Source organism: Vibrio sp. R10-SG3-ISO10 (assembly GCF_059834185.1).
Genome location: NZ_JCBDHG010000007.1, coordinates 86,870 through 104,770, shown reverse-complemented (window position 1 = coordinate 104,770; position 17,901 = coordinate 86,870). Strand labels below are relative to the sequence as shown.

Below are 17,901 nucleotides of genomic sequence, written 5' to 3'. Positions count from 1 at the left end.
GGGTTATGCCTCATTTGCTGTAGTTGAAGTAAAGAAACCTTGTTCAAAGCGGTGCTGTGCCATTGTCTGTGCACTGCAATCTCCCGTTTGTAGCGGAACGAGTGTCAGCCCGTAGCGGAACTCATCCATATATACTCGGTAAGAGTCGAGCACTTCGCTACCCCAAGAGTTTGAGCCAAGCCCCATCAATTTATGGTCTAAGTTGAGGGTGATATAACCGCTCTTTTCTAGCTCAATCGTGTGCTGTGCTTGATGTAGGTTTTGATTGGTGTAGAACCAAGCGCTGAAGTTGATCTCTTGCTCAGGTTTCACTAACAAACCGGTACCATTGCGGTTGGTTAACGCCGCCCAGCGAACCTGTTGGCGATTGCCGTTGTTCTGAGGGAATGGGTAGTTCTCAAACATGTCGGCAACTGTGCTGTGGTAAACATCAATCAGGTTTGCCTGCTTGCTATCTTGATAGTTTTCTTCAGGGCCACGACCGTAGTATTTCACTTGGTCAAACTCGCCGTTGATACCAAGATCTAGGCCGATAACTGGAATGACATGAGGGTAGTCGCCGTAACGTTCACCGCTCAGTTCTAGGTTTAATTGGCCGTCAGCACTCACTTGGTAGCGGTATTCGCAGCGCATACCAAAATCAAACACGGGCGGCGCAATGATGCTGGTGGCGGTGATCTCTACTTTTCCATCAAGATGCTCAAGGTGAAGGGTGCGGAAATGCTCTTGCATGATTTGCAGGTGAGCGGGTTCCCACAGACCTTCGTGCTCTTGTTTATGGTTATCGATCATCGGCTTAAAGAAGTTCAGTTTAGGTTCTGATTGAATCAGCTCTTCGCCATTGACAATCCAAGAGGTCAGCTTGCCATTCACTTTCGAGAAGTTAAGCGCAAAGTTATTACCTGAGATCAGGTAGTTAAGGCGGCTCTCTTCAACGTTAAGTGGTGTCGCATTTTGATTAATGAAGCTTGGTTCTATCGCCGTGCTTTGTTTGAGCTGGTATTGGTAAATAGCTATCTCATGGTTTGCGGCGCTGTACAGAGTGCGCGTATCTTTGCGTACCGTGAAGTTAATGAAGACTTCACGTTCATCAAGTTCAGGGATGGCGATATTAATTTCACGCGCTGAGTTCGCGCTAAGCTGTTCCACTTTGAACTGAACGCTGCGTAGTGTTTCACCTTCAGCGCGAATATCTGCGGTGATGGTGTAATCATTGAGGTCGCTAAACCAGAGTTTGTTTTCAACAATGAACTTGCCTGCTTGCTCATCCATAGCGCGGATTTTCACTGGCGCAATCACTTGCTTGTACTCTTTAAGCCCCGGACCAGGCGTTTGATCTGGATAAATCAAACCATCCATACAGAAGTTGTAATTGTTCGGGTAGTCACCGTAATCACCGCCGTATTTGTAGAAGGATTGGCCTTTTTCATCACGAGCTAAAATGCCGTGATCACACCATTCCCAAACGTAGTGGCCTTGAATGTGATCATGTTGGTAGAACACATTTTGGTACTCAGTTAAACCGCCTGGGCCATTCCCCATTGCGTGGGCGTATTCACAGATAATGCGTGGCTTCTCGTGAGGAAACTCACCAAAGTAGTTCATCAGTTGAGCACGGGAATACATGGTTGAAATCACGTCGACCACTTCAGCATCTCGGTCTTCTTCGTAATGCACTAGGCGAGTGTCATCAATCGCTTTGGTCGCCTCATACATCGAACGAATATTGCAGCCATAGCCAGACTCATTGCCTAGCGACCACATAATGATTGAAGGGTGGTTTTTTTGGGCATGAACATGACGTTCTGCTCGATCAACAAATACCGCTTCCCATGCTGCGTCGTTAGTGATTCGGCTGAGATCGCCAACGTTAGCAAAACCGTGGGTTTCTACATCCGTTTCTGCCATCACAAACAGGCCGTAAATATCACACAGTTCGTAGAAGCGTGGGTCGTTCGGGTAGTGAGCAGTACGTACAGAGTTGATGTTGTGCTGTTTCATCAAGACTAAGTCTTTTTCTACACGCTCCATTCCGACAGCGCGACCTTTCAGATGATCGTTGTCATGACGGTTAACGCCATGCAGCATCACATACTGGTTATTGATGTAGAACAGACCATCGCGCACCTTAATGTCACGAAAACCTACTCGTTGCGGAATGACTTCCACGGTTTTGCCTAGGTTGTCTTTTAAGATCAGAATCAGTTGGTAAAGATAAGGATTTTCTGCCGTCCAGTGGATTGGTGCATCCATTTCAATCTCAAAGCGAGCTTGTGTAGTGGTATCGATAGTCAGGTTTCTGCAAGAGCCTTGTGCGACAACCTGATCTTTATCCATTAGTGCATAGTCAAGCGCGTAGCCCGAAGTTTGGAGGGCAGATAAGTTTTCCAGTTCTACTTGGCAAGAAAGGGTTGCTGCGCGGTAATCTTCGGCGAAATCCGTGCGAACGGTGAAGTCCTGTACGTGAACTTGCTCTTTACCGACTAGGTAAACATCACGGAAGATCCCCGCAGTCCACCACATGTCTTGGTCTTCGATATAAGTAGAGTCTGCCCACTGCATAACGCGCACTGACAGTAGGTTTTCACCTTGCTGAACGAACTGAGAAATATCAAATTCAGCGGTTAAGCGGCTGCCTTTACTAAAGCCTGCATACTTACCGTTTACATACACTTCGAAGTAGGTTTCAACGCCGTCAAATTTAATGATCGTTTGCTTGTTATCCCAGCTCTCACCTAGGGTGAAGGTGCGTTGGTAAGCACCGGTTGGGTTATCGGTTGGCACGAACGGCACATCAATTGGGAACGGGAAACCTTCGTCGGTGTACTGAAGGTCGCCGTGGCCTTCCATTTGCCACATGTTCGGAACTGTAATTTGGCCCCATTGGGTCATCTTTTGTGAATAGAACTCTTCAGGAACCAACAGAGGGTTAGTGAAGAAGTTAAAGTTCCATTGACCGCTCAGAAGCATAAAGCGGCTGCTGAGTTCGCGTTGGAAGGTTTGAGCTGTTTTCACTGAGTCATAAGAGAAGAAGTAAGCACGTGGTGCCATACGGTTCTCATGCAGATGTAGGAAGTTTTCCCAGTTGTTCACGTTTACTCTCCCTCGGCTAAAACGATCGAATGATCATGCCGACGTTGTAATGAAATAATTGCTCATTGAGCATCTGGGAAAGATATTAGTAAAAGTTTTACTAAAATAAATTTGTGAAAACGTTTTACTTTAACTTGATCACGATTTATTGACTGAATTGTCTGAAAGCTGTGATCTGTTTAAAAGAGTGAATATTGAACAGTAAATGTGTAGAAGCTAACCACTAAGCGCTGGGGTAGAGAAAGGGAGGTAATAAAAAAGCGCTGAAAATCAGCGCTTTATGTGAGTAATTAGCAGTGGGAACTACTTCTTGGTAGTGTCTCGCAGCTTGAGTTTACTTGGGACGTAAACTTGCAAAGGGAGCGCTCGTCCATCGCGCGCTTTTTCGATCAGCAAGTTAACTCCCTGAATTCCCATCATTTCAGAGTGAATTCTTACTGTTGAAAGAGAGGGGAAGGTGAACTTTGCGGTTGGAATATCGTTAACACTAATCAGTGAAATGTCTTGTGGGATATTAAGGCCGTGTTCATGAATCGCACGCAATACACCAATCGCAATTGAATCAGATGCAATAAAAAGTGCGTTAGGGTAGTCCGGTTTAGCGAGCATTTCCTTAGCTAAATCATATCCTGACGAACTGGTAAAATCGCCGCGGTAGATATCATCTAGAGAGACAACACCTTTTAACTGCCCATATTCTGCAAAGGCAATTTCACGAATATCGGCACTATTCGGTTCGTCTTGACCGCCGATGAAACCGATACGTTGATAGTCTTGAGCGATGAAAAAGTCGGTGATTTCTTTGCTAATGCGCACGAGGTCGATGTCTACCGAATCATATTCACAGTTCGCGTCACTGAAATCGACATAACAGATATTATCGGTGAGTTTTTGGACTTCAGATAAAACATTTGGATGACTGCGACCAACTAAAAGGACACCAGTAACCTTATTGCCTTCAAGATAGATTTCATTGTTATAACAGTTAGTTAGCTCGATGCCTAATTTGTCACATTGGGTCTCAATACCATGGCGAATCGACAGATAATAAGGGTCATTCACTTCTGCTTCTTGCTTGTAGTTGTAGACAGCAAGAAAGTGGTGATTGTGCTTTTTCCCCAGTCCAGCACGTTTTGAGCTACTGGTTTTGTATTCTAACTTTTCTGCAATTTCCAGAATGCGGTGCTTGGTTTCTTCTTTCACACTGAGTGTCGGATCATCGTTTAAGACTCGCGAAACCGTCGCTAAAGAAACGCCTGCCTCAGTTGCAATATCTTTTAGTGTTGCCATGTGTTCTTACATCCCTTTTTGAGCGGGCAATCTAACTATTGGTCTCTATTGTAAACAAACACACTGATGAAGTACTAATTTTTAGTAAAAATTGTTGTCAGCTTTGCCCTGAGTGTAAAGCTGCAGAGATGGTTAGCTAGAAAACCAATAAAAACAGGGGTTAAAAGGGATTTTAAGCCCAGCGTTAAAATCATTTTCTGCCTAATATCTTCCCTCTTCTAATGAATGATTTTGTGGAAACGTTTACACAATGCGAATTTGATCACGGATCTGTATGCGGTTTGATTGGTAGACTTTTTCCAACATCAAGTATTGAGTATTTAGTGCTCAAGATTATCTGGAGAGCAAACAGTGAAAGTTCTAGTCACAGGTGGGATGGGATACATCGGCAGTCATACCTGCGTTCAAATGATTGAAGCAGGGATGGAACCAATTATCGTAGACAATCTAGCTAACTCAAAACAACAAGTGTTGAGCCGCGTTGAAGGGTTAACGGGTAAACAGCCAAAGTTTCATATGGGCGATATCCGAGACGAGGCGTTTCTAGACACTGTGTTTGCGCAGCATGACATCGACGCCGTTATTCATTTCGCTGGACTTAAAGCGGTCGGTGAATCGGTGACAAAACCACTTGAGTACTACGATAACAATGTTAACGGCACCTTGGTCTTGGCGCGTTGTATGCGTAAAGCTGGCGTGAAAAGCATTGTGTTCAGCTCTTCAGCAACCGTGTATGGCGACCCGCAAACTGTGCCAATTACTGAAGACTCTCCAACAGGGGCCACAACCAACCCCTATGGTCGCAGCAAATATATGGTCGAGCAGTGTTTGAGTGATCTCTTCAATGCAGAGAGTGATTGGAGCATCACGCTACTACGCTATTTCAATCCGGTGGGGGCCCATCCATCAGGCACCATGGGTGAAGACCCGCAAGGTATTCCAAACAATTTAATGCCTTTCATTGCTCAAGTTGCAGTGGGACGACGCGAATCTTTAGCGGTATTTGGGGATGACTACCCAACACCAGATGGCACTGGAGTTCGTGACTATATTCATGTGATGGACTTGGCCGATGGTCATATTGCAGCGCTAAAATCTGTTGGGGATAAAGCGGGCTTACATGTTTACAACCTAGGTACGGGTAAAGGTTCCAGTGTGCTTGAGATGGTGAATGCATTTGGTGCAGCTTGTGGTGCGCCTATTCCTTACGAAATCTGTCCACGTCGCCTAGGGGATATTGCTGAATGTTGGGCGAGTACAGATAAAGCGCAGCGAGATTTAGCTTGGAAAGCCACTCGCAGTGTCGATGAAATGACGGCTGATACATGGCGCTGGCAATCAGAAAACCCAAACGGCTATTCCCCTGCGTAACAAGGTTGCACTCCAATTTCATTGGCGAATGCACAAAGGTATTTTTAAAAGTTGAGTAAGTAATATGTCGAGTATTGAGTTTAACCCAGTTGATCATCCACACCGCCGCTACAACCCGCTGACAGGGCAGTGGATTTTAGTTTCACCGCATCGCGCTAAACGTCCATGGAGTGGGGCGGATGAAACTCCTGCTACTGCTGATTTGCCAAGCTATGACGGTAAGTGTTTTTTATGCCCGACGAATGAGCGTATTTCTGGTGATGTGAACCCTGATTACCAAGGCACTTATGTATTTAACAATGATTTTGCTGCTTTGATGACTGACTCACCAGAGGCGCCCGAATCAGAAAATCCATTGTTTAAAACTCAGGGTGTAACAGGGTTGAGCCGGGTTATCTGTTTCTCTCCAGATCACAGCAAAACTTTACCTGAGCTTGCCGTTGAAAAAATTCGTGGCGTGATCGATACCTGGAACGAACAAATTGAAGAACTAGGTAAAGACTATGTATGGGTGCAAGCGTTTGAGAACAAGGGCGAAGCCATGGGCTGCTCTCAGCCGCATCCGCATGGTCAGATTTGGGTGAACAGTTTTCTACCCAATGAAATTGAGCGCAAAGAGCAAAATCTAAAAGCTTACTATCAAGAAAAGGGCACCAATTTACTGGTCGATTATGTTCAAGCTGAATTGAAAGATGGCGAGCGTATTGTAGTGGAGACCGAACACTGGGTAGCACTAGTCCCCTACTGGGCGGCTTGGCCATTTGAGACCATGCTACTACCGAAAACGCATATTCGCCGTATGAGTGAGCTGACAGAAAACCAGCGTGATGATTTGGCTGTGGCAATCAAAAAACTCACCAGTCGTTATGACAACTTATTCCAATGCTCTTTCCCTTACTCAATGGGTTGGCACTACGCACCTTTCTTTGAACAGGGTACGGATATTGAACATTGGCAACTACACGCACTCTTCTATCCGCCACTGCTGCGCAGCGCAACGGTTCGTAAATTTATGGTGGGATACGAAATGCTGGCAGAAAGTCAGCGTGATTTAACCGCAGAGCAAGCCGCGCAGCGTCTGCGTGATTTGAGCGATATTCACTACAAAGAACAGTAGCCTCTGTCTTATTTAAGTTGCAGGTATTTAAGAGGCGTCATAATCGTGGTTTTAGATTGAGCCGCTATTAGAGAATTAAACAGTTTGAGAATTTACTATGTCTGATCTAATCCAAAACGTAAAAACTTCTTTTCAACAAGCGCTAGGCTATGCACCAAGCCACATTGTCCAAGCACCGGGGCGCGTTAATTTGATCGGTGAGCATACCGACTACAATGATGGTTTTGTTCTGCCATGTGCCATTGATTACCAAACTGTCGTTGCAGCAGCTAAGCGTGACGACAACATAGTCCGTGTCGTCTCGGTTGATTATGGCAATGAGCTTGATGAGTTTGATATCAGCCAAGAGATCACCTTTCAGCAAGACAAAATGTGGTCGAACTACATCCGTGGTGTAGTGAAGTACCTTATCGCACGCGGTTATGAGTTTAGTGGCGCGGATATTTCTGTCAGCGGTAACGTTCCTCAAGGCGCAGGGCTAAGCTCATCAGCAGCGCTTGAAGTGGTGATTGGTCAGACATTTAAGGTGCTTTATAACCTAGAAATATCTCAGGCTGAGATCGCTCTTAATGGTCAGCAAGCTGAGAACGAATTTGTCGGATGTAACTGCGGCATTATGGACCAGATGATTTCTGCTGAAGGTAAAGAGAACCACGCAATGCTGCTTGATTGTCGTAGCCTAGAAACGCAGGCGGTTTCAATGCCTGAAAACATGTCAGTGGTGATCATTAACTCGAACAAAAAGCGTGGATTGGTCGATAGCGAATACAACACTCGCCGTGAGCAATGTGAAGAAGCGGCTCGCATCTTTGGTGTAAAAGCGTTGCGTGATGTCACTATTGAGCAGTTCATTGCTAAGGCGTCTGAATTAGATGAGTTAGTAGCAAAGCGAGCGCGCCATGTGATCAGCGAGAACGACAGAACGGTCGAAGCGGCTGATGCGTTGCGTAATCACGACATGAAGCGCATCGGAGAGTTGATGGCACAGTCCCATGCCTCTATGCGTGACGACTTTGAAATCACAGTCAAAGAGATCGACACCTTAGTTGAGATCGTTAAACAAGTGATCGGTGAGCAAGGTGGCGTTCGTATGACAGGAGGCGGTTTTGGTGGTTGTATTGTTGCGGTTATGCCACCTGAACTTGTCGAGCCAGTAAAAGCGGCGGTTGCAGCACAATATCAAGCTGCGACTGGACTTAAAGAGTCTATCTACGTGTGCCAAGCTAAACATGGCGCGGGTGTGGTGGAGTAACTTAAATGATGACTCATCCTCTTTTTGAGAGTATGACTAAGCAGTCTGCCTATGATGGGCATCCTGCTCAGTTAATTGAATTGACCAATGCTAGAGGGGTTAGCATTGTGTTGATGGACATCGGAGCTACGTGGCTCAGTTGTCGTTTACCTTTGGCGTGCGGGGAGCAGCGCGAAGTCTTGCTTGGTGTAGGGGCTATGGCTGACTTTGAGTGCCAACAAAGTTACATGGGGGTAACGGTTGGTCGCTATGCAAACCGCATTGCCAATGGTCTTTTTGATCTCGAAGGTCAGCAAGTTCAATTGGTGACGAATCAAGCGGGCAATTGCTTACATGGTGGCGTCACTGGCTTTGATAAGCTGCGCTGGGAAATTGTCGAGCAAAGCGCTCAAAGGTTGACTTTTAGTCTCCAATCTCCAGATGGTGACCAAGGCTTCCCCGGTAATCTAAGTGTCTCTGTCACTTATCAGCTCGATAACGACGGCAGCGTCTCGATTGAATACTTTGCTCACACCGACAAAGCAACGCCAGTCAATCTGACGAATCATGCCTACTTTAATCTCAATGGAGCGGGCAGCGAGTTAGACGCGCGCCATCATACTTTGAATGTTTGTTCGGATTACTATTTGCCAACCAGCGATGTGGGGATTCCACTCGGTGAGCTGGAAAGTGTGAGTGGCACTGGATTCGACTTTCGCGTGGCAAAAAGCATCACGCAAGACTTGCTGCAAGACAAACAACAGCAAGCGGCGAAAGGCTATGATCACAGCTATTGGTTTGAGCCAAATCGCGACCTAACATTACCTGTTGCCAGCCTAGTTAGTGAAGACAGCTTAGTGACTATGCGAGTGTTAACCGATAAGCCCGCAATGCAGCTTTATACTGGTAATTGGTTAGCAGGAACCCCAGCGCGCGATGGGGAAGAATATGCAGACTACGCAGGCGTAGCATTGGAAACCCAATTTTTACCTGATTCGCCTAACCACCCAGAATGGCAGCAACCAAGTTGTATTCTCTACCCAGAACAGGAATACAGGTATAAAACCACCTATCAATTTGCTTTCTAATTTAGCTTCGAACAGACCCTAGTAACGCCAGTCTGACAACTGGCGTTAAAACCCTTCAAATTCGTCAATCGCGGCTCTTGCTTCAGAGAGAGAACACCCCGACTGAGTAACGAGCTGATTGATTGTGATATTTGGTGACTCAGCAATGATGGCTGACAGATCAACAACGGGAGTGGGCAAAGCTTTATCGATCGCTTTCACAATCCACAATGTATCTTCCGTAACCAAGTATTGTTTGAGTTCTCTTAACGCTTGTTCCTCTCCACTCAGCAACCAATGTCGAGAGCGTCGGATACGCTTTACTTGGCAGCCATAAGCAACAATCGCGCTGATAACCTGCGCTTTATCGTTAACGCGGTGAACAAAACTGTTTAACGGAACGGAAATCATGGTGAGTCAATTAAGGGGGTTAATAGATGTCACTTTATCGCAACACACCTCAATTCGCCACGCTCTCTATTTCCATGTGGAGTTGATAGATTTTCTCTATCTCGATTGATAGCGATTCCCTATCAGAGCAATAGAAACGTTCAAATTTACCTATCAACCTGGTCAGGGCAATATAACTCCATCGACGCAAGGCAGCGTTCAAACACTAGATTAGAAAGAGAGTAAAATCATGATCAACACACAAATCAAACCATTCTCAGCAACAGCATTTAAAAACGGCGAGTTCGTAGATATCACAGAGCAAGACGTGAAAGGCAAATGGGCAGTATTCTTCTTCTACCCAGCTGATTTTACTTTCGTATGTCCAACTGAGCTTGTAGACCTACAAGAGAAGTACGCTGAACTTCAATCACGTGGTGTAGAAGTTTACTCAGTATCAACGGATACTCACTTCTCACACAAAGCGTGGCACGATACTTCTGACAAGATCGGTACTATCGAATACTTCATGGTAGGTGACCAAACTGGCACTATTACTAACAACTTCAACGTGATGCGTGAAGGTCAAGGTCTTGCTGACCGTGCTACTTTCCTAATCGACCCAGAAGGTACTATCCAAGCAATGGAAATCACTGCTGAAGGTATCGGTCGTGACGCAGAAGACTTACTACGTAAAGTTAAAGCAGCACAGTACGTTGCAGCAAACCCAGGTGAAGTTTGCCCAGCGAAATGGAAAGAAGGTGAAGAGACTCTAGCGCCATCTCTAGACCTAGTAGGTAAAATCTAACCTCATTACCAGGTTTGTACAGGTATGCCTTGCTCTGCTCCTATTGAGCTTGGCATACCGCCCTTACTGATAAAGCCATACCCGAATAGGGTGTGGCTTTTTGCGTTTGATTTTTTGCAGAAAAGAATTCTGATGGCGTGGAGTTTTCGATAGGTTTTACCTACCAAACTAATAGAAACGTTCAAATTTACCTATCTACGACCGCAGGGCAATATAGCTTCATCAGCGCAGTAGAGCGCATCTGAATCACAAATGAATAGTAGGTAATATCATGTTAGACCAAGCGATGAAGCAGCAGCTTAAAGCATACCTAGAAAACTTAAAAACAGACGTTCAGCTTGTATTGAGCCTTGATGAAAGCGAAACAGCAAGCAAGCTCCAAGCACTGGCGGATGATATCGCTTCACTGACAGACAAAATCCAAGTAACGCGTGACGACAACGCAAGCTCACGCAAACCAATTATGCAGGTTGTGAACCGAGCACAAGGTACAGCAATTGGTTTTGCAGGCTTGCCAATGGGTCACGAGTTTACTTCTCTGGTTCTCGCTCTTCTTCACAGCGGTGGCCACCCAATCAAGCTAGAAGCGGAAGTGATTGAGCAGATCAAGCAGCTAGACCAAGCATTAAACGTGGAAATCTTTATTTCACTATCATGCCAAAACTGTCCTGAAGTAGTTCAGGCGTTCAACATGATGTCTGCGATTAACCCTCTAATCAAAACAACCATGATTGATGGTGCTGCATTCCAAGATGAAGTGAAATCACGCGATATCATGGCGGTGCCTAGTGTCTTCATCAACGGTGAGCTGTTTGGTCAAGGCCGTATGTCATTGGCTGAGATTCTTAACAAAGTTGATTCCGGTGCAGCAGCGAAAAAAGCAGCCAGCCTAAACGAACAAGCACCATTTGATGTTTTGGTTGTTGGTGGTGGTCCTGCGGGTTCTTCAGCGGCAATCTACGCAGCACGTAAAGGTATTCGCACAGGTGTCGTCGCTGAGCGCTTCGGTGGTCAGGTGATGGATACGATGGCGATTGAGAACTTTATCTCAGTCAAAGCGACAACCGGTCCTAAGTTAGTTGCGAGTCTAGAAGAGCACGTTAAAGAATACGGCGTGGAAGTAATGACTGAGCAACGCGCAGCCAACATTATCGATGCAGAGCAGACTGAAGATGGTTACATCCATGTTGAGCTTGAAAGCGGCGCAGTACTAAAAGCTCGTACAGTGATTACCAGTACAGGTGCACGCTGGCGTGAAATGAATGTTCCTGGTGAGCAAGAGTACCGTAACAAAGGGGTTGCTTACTGCCCACACTGTGATGGTCCATTATTTAAAGGCAAGAAAACAGCGGTAATCGGTGGTGGTAACTCAGGTATTGAAGCGGCGATTGACCTAGCCGGTATTGTTGAACATGTTACCGTTCTAGAGTTTGCAGACACCCTACGTGCTGACCAAGTTCTGATCGATAAAGCCAATGCGACAGCTAATATTGAAATCATCAAGATGGCGCAAACCACACAAGTGCTAGGCGACGGCAACCGTGTTACTGGCTTGGAATATCAAGATCGCAACACAGGTGAGATTAAGAAAATCGAATTAGCCGGTATCTTTGTTCAAATTGGTCTTATGCCAAACAGCGAATGGTTGAAAGGTACTAAGGTTGAGCTTTCACCACGCGGTGAAATTGAAATCGATGCGCACGGTGCAACTACGATGAGCGGTGTCTTTGCTGCGGGTGATGTAACTACGGTTCCGTACAAGCAAATCATCATCGCTATGGGTGAGGGGGCAAAAGCAAGCTTAGGCGCGTTCGACTACCTAATTCGCACACCTGCTCCAGCAGAGGTTGCTGAAACGGCGTAAAGCGCTTATCCCTGTCCATATTCATTTGCAAACATTTTGTCGGTAATTTCGACGCCACTTCCAAGCGATTGGAAGTGGCTTTTTTTTGTATGTGTGCTGCGACTACTTACCCTCAAACCATTTCTGAGTGAAGTCGATAAAAGCGGCAAGCTTGCTGCTGCTGCGCAGTTGCGGTGGGTAGATGAGATAAATATTGCTTCTGGCAATAAAGTAATTCGGTAGTAGTTGTATTAACTGCCCACTATCTAATGAAGGCTGCACCAAGTAGCTTGGCATTTTTATGATCCCCTTGCCTTGTTGCGCGGCCGTCAGAAGCAGTAAGTTGTCGTTGATCAGCATATCGCCATTAGTTTCTACCTCAATGCTCTTAGTATTATCGATAAACTGCCAGCGACGTAAGTTGGGATCGGACAAACAGTTGTGATGGACCAGTTCGTCTGGGTGACTGGGTACGCCATGTTTCTCTAGATATTCTGGAGACGCACAGCAGATGTGTTGATAAGGAATTAGCTTCTTTGCCACCATGTTGTCGGGTGGATTGTTGGTGGCTCTAATTGCTAAGTCGAAATGACTTTTGGTCAGATCTTCGCGGTTATAACCGACATCGAGATCAAACTCGATTTCAGGGTATTGCTGCTGAAATTGATGACAAATATCGATCAAGAAGCGATGGCTAAAAATGGTGGGTGCAGTAATTCGAAGTAGGCCACTGACATCGCTTTTGGTGTGGTCGAGCTCTTTTTCTAACTCGACGATCGATGTATTAATAAACTGCATCTTAGCGAGAATTTTTTCTCCCGCTGCAGTTAGGCGCACATTGCGTGTCGAACGAATCAGTAGACTTGTATCTAATTCTTGCTCTAGCTGATTGATTTGTGAAGAAAGGTAGCTGCGTGAAATGCCTAAATTTTCCGCGGCCTTAGAAAAGCTGAGCTGCTTTGCGACTTCACTAAACAACGCATATCGTTCAAAGCGTTTGTGCATCTTCTGCATATCTGACTCACCTGAGTTCTTGAATCTGTCGTTAATTATATCGTTCTATATAGGAAATTAAATCTCATCTATTGTGCTGTATATCGAATTATCTTTTCTTGTTAGCTAGTTTAATCCCTAGCTTTAGTACCAGTATACTGAGTACAGAACAGATTAAACTCACTGCAATATTGCAATGGTGAGGTCTATAAATCAGGGGGATAGAGATGAATAAGACACATCCGGTGTTTTCACCAATGATCCAAGGTTACTGGCGTATGGCTGAGTGGGGAATGAATACCCAACAGCAGCTGTCGTTTGTTAAGCAGCACCTAGAGCTAGGCATTACGACGGTAGACCACGCGCCTGTTTACGGCCCAGACTCTGCATGTGAGCGTATGTTTGGAGAAGTCTTAGCGCTAGATAGCAGTTTGCGTGATCAAATTGAGATTGTTTCAAAATGCGGAATTTATCGCGGTGAAGATCCTCAGGTTAATCACTATAACAGTGGTAAAGCCGCCATTGTTGAATCCGTTGATCAATCGTTAACTCGTTTGAATACCGATCATTTAGACGTGTTACTCCTACATCGTCCTGACTTACTCATGGATGCAGATGAAGCGGCTGAAGCGTTCGCTCAGTTAAAAGCTGCGGGGAAAGTAAAGCATTTTGGTGTGTCTAACTTCACGCCTGCTCAGTTTGCTTTATTGCAATCAAGAGTTGAACAGCCGTTGATCACTAACCAAGTCGAGATCAATCCAGTGAACTTGCAAGTGACGGAAGATGGCACGCTTGAACAGCTTCAGCAGCATCGCGTACAGCCAATGGCTTGGTCTTGTCTTGCTGGTGGTCGTATTTTCGGCGAAGAGAGCGAACAGATGTGCCGTTTACGTCATACCTTGGCAGAAGTGGCGCAAGAAGTCGGTGCAAGCTCGATCGACCAAGTCATCTTTGCATGGGTATTGCGTCTACCGTCTAACCCAATCCCAATCTTGGGCAGTGGTAACATTGAGCGTGTTCACTCTGCGGTCGGCGCGCTTGAACTGTCATTGACCAATGAACAGTGGTACCGAATTTGGGTTGCATCGAAAGGTCATGGTGTGGCTTAGAAGCCTAAAACAACAAAGGCGTTACTCAGGTAACGCCTTTGTTTTATTACGTTTAGGTCACTTTCTCAACTGAGTTGCGGCGTACTAAGGTCGGCGTGAACATTAGTGCCTCATCGTTTGAGCTTTGTTCTTTGGCTAGATTCAGCGCTAAACGCGCCGCTCGTTCTGCCATCATCGCGATTGGATAACGAATCGTTGTCAGGCGAGGGCTGACATAGCGAGCGATCAGGCCATCATCAAAGCCAAGCATTGAAATTTGATCCGGCACCTTGATACCATTTTCGTCTAGCACCGACAGCGCACCCGCGGCCATGTAGTCGTTGTAGGCTACAACGCCAGTGATGTCTAAAGATTTAGTCAGCAGATTCGTCATGGCAACTTCACCGCCATCGTTGTTCGGCTCACCATATTCAATATAGCTTTGAGGAAGTTCGATATTGTTGTCTCGTAGTGCTTGCAAGTAACCATCAACACGTTGATCCGAGTCTTCAATACGATGCGCTGAAGCGACGCAAGCTATCTTAGTATGACCATGGCGAATAAGGTATTCCGTGGCGAGGTAGGCGCCTCGGCGGTTATCCAGTGCAATGCAGCGCTCGGCCATTTCTGGAATGTGGCGATTGATAAAAACCAGGCCTTTGACTTCTTTGGCATAGCCGATCAATTCTTCATCTGATAAACCTTTCGAGTGAATAACCAAGGCATCGCAACGGTTGTTGATCAATAGTTCAATCGCCTTTCGCTCTTCTTCCGGGCTGTGGTAGCCGTTACCGATCAAGATATGTTTACCGTGTTCATGGGCAACATTGTCGACTGCTTTGACCAAAGTGCCAAAAAAAGGATCAGATACATCGCCAACTAATACTCCAACCGTATTGCTGCTTTGGCTTACCAAAGCTTTCGCGGCGGCATTTGGTCGATAACCGAGTTTGGCCATCGCCTGTGTCACTGAAGCAATCGATGCTTTGCTCGCTTTTGGTGATTTGTTAATGACCCGAGAAACAGTCGCGATGGATACGCCCGCTTCTTTGGCGACATCTTTAATAGTTGCCATGTGTGACCTCGAAAAATACTCCTAGGGTTATTTAACCCTTTGAATGTAAATAAGGCAAATTGTATAGCATTCAGTTTCTTGAAATGCGATCTTTACCACTTGCAATATAAGCGGTTGCTGATAGTGTAAACGTTGTCTTTTAGTAAAATTTTACCAGCTTTAAGTTCGAGGTTAATCATGGAAACGATCGCATACACCGACTTCGCAAAATTAGAAATGCGTACAGGAAAAATCATCGAAGTCGCTCGCCACGAAAATGCAGACAAACTCTACATCGTTCAAATTGATGTTGGAGAAAAGACGCTGCAAACCGTCACTAGCTTAGTGCCTTATTACACCGAGCAGGAGTTGATGGGAAAAGAAGTAGTGGTGTTGTGTAACTTGGCGAAAGCCAAAATGCGTGGAGAAACCTCGGAATGTATGTTGCTTTGCGCTGAGACTGACGATGAATCACAAAGTGTTCTGTTAACCCCAGAGCGTTCTATGCCTGCTGGGGTTCGTATTGTATAGAGTTCTCTTTTCGGCTGAGGGTTTTTAGTTAGGCTCTTGCTTCAGCCACCAGGGCATCAATTGTGTTGTGGTGCTCTGGTTTTACTCCTGCCAAATTGCCATATTTGGGCTGATGGCGATCATTCTCCAATGGAAAATTCCAGCCAATGGTATGTTCTACAAACTGCTGGGCAAACTGCTCGGAGATTTCTAGGCACCCCGCGAGTACAGTATCAACGTAAGTCTGCATGATAGGGCTTAATGAACAAGGTGGTTCAGGGTTGTCTTTGATGTAGACCCACACGTGATCATTGGTCGATAATGCTAGTTCAGCATCAAGTTTATCCGCTGAGATTAAAACTCGCTGATACCCTCGTTCGCGAATGTCGAATTCTTGCAGTCCGTCACCGCTCACTTCCAACAAAACCCCATTGACTTGTCCCTGTCCTTTGTCTACCACCAATGGTGATAGAATATAGCTATCATCGACTTTGCCCCAGTAACGCCTGAAGCCATGTGCGGTAGCGGGAATCGCTGCGGAAGTTTGGCCAGTCAGTTGTCGTGAGGCAGAGTTCATCAGACTGCCGTAGCCAAAGATATAGTTTGCCATTCTGCTCTCCTTATTGATTGGCATGATCAGCAAAGTTCTAAACTAGCGACTTTTCGAGACAAAAGGAAGTGATACAAATTGTTTTAGTAGGGTCATAATGACATGTATTTACTGTGTCATTATGACTTTAAATGGAGTGGTTAGAGCGCTGAAAGCAAGAGTCTATAACGCTTTAACAAACTGGAACACTTCTTGCGATAGTGCAAAAAGTTAGAGATTTAAATTTGTTTAGGAGTATTTCAGTGCTCAATATTACCGACAAAAAGGTCGAAGAAGCCATTCCACCCGTTTTGCGTCTTGGGTTTCGACCTTTCTTTCTTCTTGGTTCTATTTATGCCGTTATTGCGATAGCGGTTTGGGTATGGATGTTTCAATCCGGCCAGCCAACAACATTGCAAGTGCCTGCGCTGTGGTGGCACGTACATGAAATGATATTTGGCTTTGCGATGGCGATTGTTGTCGGCTTTGTGTTAACTGCAGTGCAAAACTGGACGGGCATTAACGGCACTAAACATCACCGTTTAGCCATCTTGGTTGGGTTGTGGTTGGCGCCTCGCGTACTGTTATGGACGCCAACGCCGTTGTGGCTCATCTCTTCTATTGAAGCTCTGTTTTTAGCTATGACAGCATTTGAAGTCGGGACGCGCGTGGTCAAAGCAAAAGGGTGGCGTAACCTGTTTTTCGTTCCCTTGTTTGTTCTGGCAATCGTGGCTAACTTTGCCAGTTACGCAACGGTGAAGGGGATGCCACCGTTTCCTTCATCGGCGGTGTGGCAAGCTATGCTGTGGTGGTTCACCTTGTTGCTTTCTGTTATGGGGAGCAGAGTGATCCCATTCTTTACGGCTCGTCGGTTTAATTTCGAAAAGCCTCAACCTATCGTCTGGTTAGATTGGGTGGCGAACTTGCCATTGGTAGGGCTGTTTATTCTCAGCTTCTTCCCGATGACGTTTGCACAGTTAGGTCAACCGCTAATGGTAATTTCAGGGTTAGCGCATTTGATTAGAGTGATGAGGTGGCAGCCGTGGCGAACTCTCAGTGAGCCTCTAGTCTGGTCGTTGCACGCAACCTACTTATGTATTCCAATGAGTTTGTTGCTGCGTGGTTTACTCGACAACCCATTTGCCAGCCACAATATGCTGCACATGTTTGCTATTGGCGCCATTGGTGGTGTGATCTTAGCGATGATCGCACGTGTGACTATGGGGCACACCGGGCGCGCGATTTACCAAGGTCCAAACATGAGTGTTGCTTTCGCAGCGATTATATTGGCTGCTTTGGTTCGTAGCTTGGGCGTTGCGTTTTTCCCTCAATACCTGATTGAATCGGTCAACATCAGCGCCGCATTGTGGATACTCGCATTCGCTATGTATGTGGGAATGTTTGGCAAGATGCTGATCACGCCAAGAGTCGATGGGCACCCTGGTTAAAGTGAATTA

Annotated in this window: 15 protein-coding genes; 9 read left to right on the top strand and 6 right to left on the bottom strand. The window is 45.9% G+C overall.

All coding sequences use genetic code 11. The annotated features are described in order from the left end of the window. Nucleotides 1-3: 3 nt before the first annotated feature. Complete coding sequence (ebgA, locus tag AC6R16_RS04230; protein ID WP_500639404.1) at nt 4-3,093, bottom strand: beta-galactosidase subunit alpha; 3,090 nt, start codon at nt 3,091-3,093, stop codon at nt 4-6. Nucleotides 3,094-3,396: 303 nt separating this feature from the next. After that, nucleotides 3,397-4,383 (bottom strand): transcriptional regulator EbgR, encoded by a 987-nt coding sequence (gene ebgR / locus AC6R16_RS04225; protein ID WP_500639405.1) that lies wholly within the window; start codon nt 4,381-4,383, stop codon nt 3,397-3,399. A 351-nt stretch (nt 4,384-4,734) separates the two neighbouring features. Between ebgR and galE the strand changes: the two genes are divergently transcribed. The 4 genes from galE (at nt 4,735) to galM (ending at nt 9,190) form a co-directional block, all read left to right on the top strand. Then, complete coding sequence (galE, locus tag AC6R16_RS04220) at nt 4,735-5,754, top strand: UDP-glucose 4-epimerase GalE (RefSeq protein ID WP_500639406.1); 1,020 nt, start codon at nt 4,735-4,737, stop codon at nt 5,752-5,754. Nucleotides 5,755-5,818: 64 nt separating this feature from the next. After that, a complete protein-coding gene (locus tag AC6R16_RS04215; protein ID WP_500673695.1) occupies nt 5,819-6,871 on the top strand; it encodes a UDP-glucose--hexose-1-phosphate uridylyltransferase in 1,053 nt (350 codons plus the stop codon). A 97-nt stretch (nt 6,872-6,968) separates the two neighbouring features. After that, a complete protein-coding gene (gene galK / locus AC6R16_RS04210) occupies nt 6,969-8,123 on the top strand; it encodes a galactokinase (protein ID WP_500673694.1) in 1,155 nt (384 codons plus the stop codon). Nucleotides 8,124-8,131: 8 nt separating this feature from the next. Then, the gene (gene galM / locus AC6R16_RS04205; protein ID WP_500673702.1) at nt 8,132-9,190 is read left to right on the top strand and encodes a galactose-1-epimerase; all 1,059 of its coding nucleotides are present in this window, start codon (nt 8,132-8,134) and stop codon (nt 9,188-9,190) included. 45 nt (nt 9,191-9,235) lie between these two features. Here galM and AC6R16_RS04200 read toward each other — a convergent pair whose 3' ends face one another. Beyond that, nucleotides 9,236-9,580, bottom strand: a complete 345-nt coding sequence (locus tag AC6R16_RS04200) for a ribosome recycling factor family protein (protein ID WP_500639409.1) — start codon at nt 9,578-9,580, stop codon at nt 9,236-9,238. 229 nt (nt 9,581-9,809) lie between these two features. Between AC6R16_RS04200 and ahpC the strand changes: the two genes are divergently transcribed. After that, the gene (gene ahpC, locus AC6R16_RS04195; RefSeq protein ID WP_004747884.1) at nt 9,810-10,367 is read left to right on the top strand and encodes an alkyl hydroperoxide reductase subunit C; all 558 of its coding nucleotides are present in this window, start codon (nt 9,810-9,812) and stop codon (nt 10,365-10,367) included. A gap of 271 nt (nt 10,368-10,638) precedes the next feature. Further along, the gene (gene ahpF / locus AC6R16_RS04190; RefSeq protein WP_500639410.1) at nt 10,639-12,231 is read left to right on the top strand and encodes an alkyl hydroperoxide reductase subunit F; all 1,593 of its coding nucleotides are present in this window, start codon (nt 10,639-10,641) and stop codon (nt 12,229-12,231) included. 102 nt (nt 12,232-12,333) lie between these two features. Here ahpF and AC6R16_RS04185 read toward each other — a convergent pair whose 3' ends face one another. Continuing rightward, nucleotides 12,334-13,224 carry a LysR family transcriptional regulator gene (locus tag AC6R16_RS04185; RefSeq protein WP_500639411.1) on the bottom strand — a complete coding sequence of 297 codons (891 nt, stop codon included), beginning with the start codon at nt 13,222-13,224 and terminating at the stop codon, nt 12,334-12,336. A 206-nt stretch (nt 13,225-13,430) separates the two neighbouring features. On the opposite strand from AC6R16_RS04185, the gene AC6R16_RS04180 reads away from it, so the two are divergent. Then, nucleotides 13,431-14,312 (top strand): aldo/keto reductase, encoded by an 882-nt coding sequence (locus AC6R16_RS04180; protein WP_500639412.1) that lies wholly within the window; start codon nt 13,431-13,433, stop codon nt 14,310-14,312. A gap of 52 nt (nt 14,313-14,364) precedes the next feature. Here AC6R16_RS04180 and AC6R16_RS04175 read toward each other — a convergent pair whose 3' ends face one another. Then, a complete protein-coding gene (locus tag AC6R16_RS04175; RefSeq protein ID WP_171322159.1) occupies nt 14,365-15,366 on the bottom strand; it encodes a substrate-binding domain-containing protein in 1,002 nt (333 codons plus the stop codon). A gap of 177 nt (nt 15,367-15,543) precedes the next feature. Here AC6R16_RS04175 and AC6R16_RS04170 point away from each other — a divergent pair, with 177 nt between their 5' ends. After that, nucleotides 15,544-15,876: a tRNA-binding protein gene (locus tag AC6R16_RS04170; protein ID WP_004747893.1), complete on the top strand. Its 333-nt coding sequence runs from the start codon at nt 15,544-15,546 to the stop codon at nt 15,874-15,876. 28 nt (nt 15,877-15,904) lie between these two features. Here the strand turns inward: AC6R16_RS04170 and AC6R16_RS04165 are convergent, their stop codons facing one another. Then, the gene (locus AC6R16_RS04165) at nt 15,905-16,465 is read right to left on the bottom strand and encodes a gamma-glutamylcyclotransferase family protein (RefSeq protein WP_500639413.1); all 561 of its coding nucleotides are present in this window, start codon (nt 16,463-16,465) and stop codon (nt 15,905-15,907) included. A 242-nt stretch (nt 16,466-16,707) separates the two neighbouring features. On the opposite strand from AC6R16_RS04165, the gene AC6R16_RS04160 reads away from it, so the two are divergent. Beyond that, complete coding sequence (locus AC6R16_RS04160) at nt 16,708-17,892, top strand: NnrS family protein (protein WP_500639414.1); 1,185 nt, start codon at nt 16,708-16,710, stop codon at nt 17,890-17,892. The last annotated feature ends 9 nt before the right edge of the window (nt 17,893-17,901 follow it).